At 64.4% G+C, this 5,586-nt stretch carries 7 protein-coding genes; 1 reads left to right on the top strand and 6 read right to left on the bottom strand.

The features are described from left to right. Window positions 1-109 precede the first annotated feature (109 nt). From EN925_RS20940 to EN925_RS20965, 6 genes are all read right to left on the bottom strand, one after another. Window positions 110-784, bottom strand: coding sequence for an amino acid ABC transporter permease (locus EN925_RS20940; RefSeq protein ID WP_127368920.1), 675 nt, complete (start codon window positions 782-784; stop codon window positions 110-112). Beyond that, window positions 781-1,452: an amino acid ABC transporter permease gene (locus EN925_RS20945; RefSeq protein ID WP_013530557.1), complete on the bottom strand. Its 672-nt coding sequence runs from the start codon at window positions 1,450-1,452 to the stop codon at window positions 781-783. The genes EN925_RS20940 and EN925_RS20945 overlap by 4 nt, the downstream gene beginning before the upstream one ends. Window positions 1,453-1,557: 105 nt before the next feature. Continuing rightward, window positions 1,558-2,364: an ABC transporter substrate-binding protein gene (locus EN925_RS20950; RefSeq protein ID WP_064994007.1), complete on the bottom strand. Its 807-nt coding sequence runs from the start codon at window positions 2,362-2,364 to the stop codon at window positions 1,558-1,560. Window positions 2,365-2,474: 110 nt separating this feature from the next. Further along, the gene (locus tag EN925_RS20955; RefSeq protein ID WP_127368919.1) at window positions 2,475-3,638 is read right to left on the bottom strand and encodes a saccharopine dehydrogenase family protein; all 1,164 of its coding nucleotides are present in this window, start codon (window positions 3,636-3,638) and stop codon (window positions 2,475-2,477) included. Next, complete coding sequence (locus EN925_RS20960) at window positions 3,635-4,135, bottom strand: Lrp/AsnC family transcriptional regulator (protein ID WP_024501775.1); 501 nt, start codon at window positions 4,133-4,135, stop codon at window positions 3,635-3,637. The genes EN925_RS20955 and EN925_RS20960 overlap by 4 nt, the downstream gene beginning before the upstream one ends. A gap of 131 nt (window positions 4,136-4,266) precedes the next feature. Next, window positions 4,267-5,139, bottom strand: a complete 873-nt coding sequence (locus tag EN925_RS20965) for a LysR substrate-binding domain-containing protein (protein ID WP_024501774.1) — start codon at window positions 5,137-5,139, stop codon at window positions 4,267-4,269. Between the two features lie 137 nt (window positions 5,140-5,276). Here EN925_RS20965 and EN925_RS20970 point away from each other — a divergent pair, with 137 nt between their 5' ends. After that, window positions 5,277-5,483 carry a hypothetical protein gene (locus EN925_RS20970; RefSeq protein WP_063168653.1) on the top strand — a complete coding sequence of 69 codons (207 nt, stop codon included), beginning with the start codon at window positions 5,277-5,279 and terminating at the stop codon, window positions 5,481-5,483. Window positions 5,484-5,586: the final 103 nt, after the last annotated feature.

Consider the following 5,586-nt stretch of genomic DNA (forward strand, 5'->3'; position numbering starts at 1 on the left):
TTGAGCACGTTGAGCGAGCCGAACCATTTGTTGACGCCGCGAAAGTCGATCATGCCGGTTTTGGCAAGGCCCGTTTTGGTCATGTTTTCTGGACCTTTGAGGTTGGAAGTCACAACTGCACCTCGCCATGCGCCGCGCCCATGCGCTGCTCCAGCCGGCGGGCCAGCATGATCAGCGGATAGCAGACGATGAAATAGCCGGCGCCGACAAGGAAGAAGACCAGCAGGCCGTTGGGCACACGCTGCACCACCAGCCAGCCGACGCGGGTGAGGTCGGTGAGGCCGATGGCCGAGACGACGGAAGAATCCTTGATCAGCAGCACATATTGCCCGACCAGCGGCGGCAGCACGATGCGCATGGCCTGCGGCAGCACCACCTGGCGCATGCGCTGCCAGCGCGACAGGCCGGACGCCAGTGCCGCCTCGACCTGGCCGGTCGGTACCGAGCGGATGCCGGCGACGACGATCTCGCAGATGAAGCAGGCAGCCAGATTGGTCAGCGCGATGATGCCGGCGGTGAAGGCGTCGAGCTCGATGCCGAACTCCGGCAGGATGAAGAAGATCAGGAAGATCTGCACCAGGAACGGCGTGCCGCGGATCAGGTCGACCCAGGCGCCGATCAAGCCCGAGATCAGACGGTTGCCGCCGGTGCGCAGGATGCCGAGGCCGAAGCCGAGCAGCGTGCCGAGCACCAGGCTGATCAGCGACAGCAACACGGTCATGCCGAGGCCGCGCAGGGCCAGTGGATAGGAGCCGGCGAGGCTTTGCAGTTGTTGCCAGATCATGTCCGCGCCCCCGCTGTGCCGAGCCAGCGGCTGGAGAGCCCAGCCAGCCCTTTCAGGCCGTAATAGAGCAGCAGATAGAAGGCGGCGATGGTGAGGAAGCCTTCCGCCGGCATGAAGCGGTCGGAGGCGAGCAATTGACCGGCGCGTGTCAGTTCCGAAACAGAGATCAGCGACAGAAGGGCGGAATCCTTGACCAGCACGATCGCTTGGCCGAGCAGCGGCGGGATCGTCACCTTGAAGGCTTGCGGCAGGACGACAAGGCGCATGCGCTGGACATAGGTCATGCCCGAAGCGACGCTGGCCTCGACCTGGCCGCGCGGGATCGACAGGATGCCGGCGCGAATGATTTCAGCGATATAGGCGCCGCTGTTCAGCGACAACGCGAGGATGCCGACGACGAGTTCCGGCAGAACGAAGCCGAGCCGGGGCAGGCCGAAATAAAGAAAATAGAGCTGCGCCAGCAAGGGCGTGGCACGCACCGCATCGATATAGGCCTTGGCTGGGGCGCGAAACAGCCAGCCGCGCTGCAGATTCATGGCGCACAGCACGATGCCGACGATGAGCGCGCCGACAAAGGACAGCGCCGACAGCCAAACGGTCGTGACCAGGCCCTGTCCGAACAACGGCAGGTATTCGACGATGGTGCGGAAACTGAAATTTTCGAGCATCGTTGGGTGAAATCCCCAGAGCGCAGGAAACGACAGATGAAACGAAATTCCGGGCGGCTTCGCGGCGTTTAAGATGCGCGCGAAACCGCCTGGATTTATCGCTGCTTAGTGATCCTTCTTCCAGGCGTCGGAATTGACCCAGTAGTCGAGGTTCTTCTGCAGGCGGCCGTCGATAGTGACCTGGTTGAGGAACAGGTTCATCCAGATCAACAGGTCCGGCTCATCATAGCGGGTGGCGAAGGCAAGCGGCTCCTTCGACAGAAGGTCCGGCATGATGGTGAAGGTGCCGGCCGGATAGGCGGTCGACTGGCCTTTGACCGCCGAGACGTCGTTGACGCCGCAGTCGGCCTGGCCGTTGTTGACGGCGTCGAGCAGCAGCGGACCGCCACCCTTGTAGCTCTTGATGTCGGCATCGGGGAAGGCTTTCTTGGCTTCCTTCTCGCCGGTGGCGCCGAGCAGCACGGCGATCTTGGTGCCCTTGGCTTTGCAGTCCTCGGTGGTCTTGAACTTGCTGTCGGCCTTGGTGAAGACGGTGCTGCCCGTGTACATGTAAGGCGTGGTGAAGGCGACCTTCATGCCGCGCGCCAGCGTCGGTGTCATGTCGGCGACCAGCAGGTCGGCCTTGCCCGACAGCAGCGCCGGGATCAAACCATCCCAGTCGAAGTCGAGGAAGGTGATTTTCACTCCCATTTCCTTGGCCATCAGTTCGGCCAGTTCGACCGAACTGCCGGTGCGTTCGCCATTGGCGCCGACCAGCGAGAAGGGCGGTCCCTGGGTCTGCACGGCGACGCGCAATTCGCCGCGCTTGGTGATGTCGTCGAGCGTACCCGCACTGGCCGCAGCGGTGAGCCCGGCGAGCGCAAGCCCGGCGATGAAAAGTCTTCCGGCGATGAAAAGTCTGGCAATCTTCATTTCGGTATTCCTCCCTGTTGTCGTTAATGTGTGCCCGCGGTTCTCCTTGGGCTCCTTTTTGAGCGGCAGCGCCGTTGCCGGCGGCAGCCACCGTTCGAAAATCTTTCGCCTCAGTCCCGTGCCACCGTCTCGGAAACCGTGATGCCACGCCTGGCCAATTCATCGAAGAACCTGATGTCGGGCACATCCAGCAGCGGGTTCAAAAAGCCGGGTCTGGTGATCTCGCCCCTCGCCAGCATCTGCGCCACGATGCTGGCGGGATAGCCGACGCCGAGGCTCATGCCGAACAGGCCGGAAACGAGATCGCGTTCGATGATCAGGTCCGACGTCACCGTCTTGGCGCGGCCGCCTTCGAGGCCGGAAAAGACATTGCGCATCACGCAAAGATCCTTTTCGCCGGGGCCGTATTGCAATTGCGGGCCGAGCAGCCGGCCAAGGAATTCGCGCGGGCTGTTGGAGGTGCCGGGCACCTTGTCCTCAGAGAGGAAACCGAGTTCCTTCAACGGCGCCCAGAAGGCCGACCATCCCGGCCAGCGCAGTGTGTAGCGGCCGGAGCGGCGCAGCCCTTTTGCGGCGTCCAGCATCTCGACATAGTGCAGCGCGTCGCCATTGGGGAAGGCTTCGAGCCTGCCGAGACCGGCAACCTCGATTTCATGGATGAACGGATTGTCGTGCTGCTGGCCGGCAGGCACCGCGACACGGTTCCCGTCCTCGATCATCACGCTGTCGCGGTTCTGGCTGACCAGGACCATGTCGAAATTCCAGCTCACCTTGTAGCACAGCGGCTTGGCCATCGCCTTCGGCTCGGGGATGCCGCCGCAATAGGAATCGATCGAAGAAATCGAGTCGAACTGCCTGGCGGCGCGCGCGTAGAGCACGAGGTCGATGCCGGGGTCGAGCCCGCATTCGGTCATAATCGAGACACCGGCCTGTTCGGCGGCCGGCGCCAGGTCGGCGATCGACTTGGCGTAATTGGTGGTGACCAGCGGCGTGCGCGTGGCAATCGCGGCCTTTACCGCCTCGCGCATCAGCGGCTGCGGCAACAGGTCGATGACGGCGTCGACATCATCAAGCACAGTGGCCAGGGCCTGGCCGATCGCGCCCTCAGGCACCACGAAGCGCACGCGGGCAAGATCGGTCAGGCCGGCAAGCCGGGCCGGGCCGTCCGCTGCGGTATCGACGCAGACGATTTCCTCGACGCCGTCGCTGGCGACGAGGTCGGTGATTGCCGCCCGGCCTTGCAAGCCGAGGCCGCCGAGAACCGCGATCTTCATGCCGGCTCCTTGCGGTCGTCCGACCAGCAGCCTTCCGGCAGGCTGACCCATTTGTTGCAGGACGCCATGACGACGAATGTCTCGCTGCGCACGACTTCGCCTGGCTCGCCGGCGCCGGGGATCAGCTCGCTGGTGACGCGGTAGAGATCGGCGACGTCACCGGCCACCGTCACGTCGACGATGATATCGAAGCGCCCGGTGACCACCGAGGCCGAGTTGACGAAGGGCAGTTCGGCAATGCGCTGCGCCAGTTCGCGGGCCCGGCCGCGCCCTTGGGCATTGATGCCGACAATGGCGGAGATCAGCTCGGGGCGCTCGGTCAGGTTCAGCAGCCCGACGATCTTGAGCAGGTTGCGGTCGAGCAGGTTGCGCAGCCGCGAGCGCACCGTCGGCACCGAAATCGCCAATATCTCGGCGATCCGGTTGATGCCCGGCTGGGCGTCCTGCGACAGCTGTTTGACCAGCCGCCGATCGGTCAGATCGAGATGTTCCCGCAAAGTCCCCGTCTTTCACAAAAGGAAAAAAGTTTGGCGATTTTTTTGCCAATGTGCAAACAAGCTACGTCACGAATATTTGAAAAGCAAGGCAATGATTCAGCGCTGATGGGGATAGGTGCTCGCTGTCCGGCTCACGCCAGCGCTGCCGCCAGCAATTTTGCCTGCGGCGTCAAATCGTCGAAGCGGCGGGCGCAGAGATTGAGCTGGCGCGTCGCCCAGTCGTCGGTCAGCCGAAGGCGTCGCAGCGAGCGTGCCGAGCGGCGCGCGGCACTTTCCGGCACGATGGCGATGCCGGCACCTTGCGCGACCAGCCGGCAGACATTGTCGAGGCCGGGAACGCGGATGCGGACATGCAGATGGCCGCCAAGGCGGGCCGCCTGGCGGGCGATGTGCTCCTGCAGCGCATGGCCGGTGCTGAGGCCGACGAAAGATTCGCCGAGAAGCTCAGTGAGGTTGACGGTGCGGCCTTCAAGGCCGGGCCGGTTTCGCGCGGCGATCACCACCAGCCGGTCGATGAAGAACGGTTTCTGCTCGAGGTGCGCAAGGCCGGCCCAGGTGGCGGCGATGCCGAGATCGGCCGCACCACTGGCCACGGCTTGCGCGATCTCATGGCTGGGGCGCTCGTCGAGCTCGATGTCGATGCCGGGATGCGCGACAAGGAAGGTGGGCAGGATCTCGCGCAGCAACTCGGCTGTGGCGGCGGTGTTGGCCATCAGCCGGACGCGGGCGCGCAGGCCGGTGGCATAGGCGGCGAGGTCGCCGGTCATCGCTTCGATCTGGTTCTGCACCGCGCGCGCATGATGCAGCAGCGCCTGTCCGGCCGCCGTCGGCACCACCCCACGGCGCCGGCGCTCCAGCAGCGGCGCGCCGAGCCGCTCCTCCATGCCCTTGATGCGGGCGCTGGCCGACGCCAGGGCCAGTCCGGCAAGCTCGGCGCCATGGGTGATGCTGCCGCGTTCGGCCACCAGCAGGAACAGGCGGAGATCGACCAGATCGAAGCGCATTCTCTTGCTCCTGCGAATATTCAGCGCCGGGAAGGCGGTCGGCCAACCAGCCTTCGTCGTGGCCGAAGGCTGGCAGCGCAACTTCCACATTGTGATCGGCCAGGATTTTCGTCAAACAGTTTCGAAGGAGAATTGCGATGAACGAACGAACATCAGGGCGGCTCGGCATTCTTGAAAGCACGGCGATCGTGCTGGCCATTGCCGTGGCCGGCCTTGCCATGGCGCGAGCGGGATCAGGCCTGCGGGGATGCGCGGCGACGGTCGTATCCACCAGCCGCGATGCGGCGCCGGCAAAGGCCGCCAGCCCGGATGCCGACGCAACCGATATGCTGCTGCATGACTGATCCGGCCCTGAAGATACGATCATGCTGAGCGCCGGCATCCTCGCCTGGATCGGCGCCGTGTTCCTCGCCGCCGGCTTCGTCAAGGGCGTCGTCGGCATGGGGC

The organism is Mesorhizobium sp. M7A.F.Ca.US.006.04.2.1 (assembly GCF_004022915.1).
GTDB lineage: Bacteria > Pseudomonadota > Alphaproteobacteria > Rhizobiales > Rhizobiaceae > Mesorhizobium > Mesorhizobium ciceri.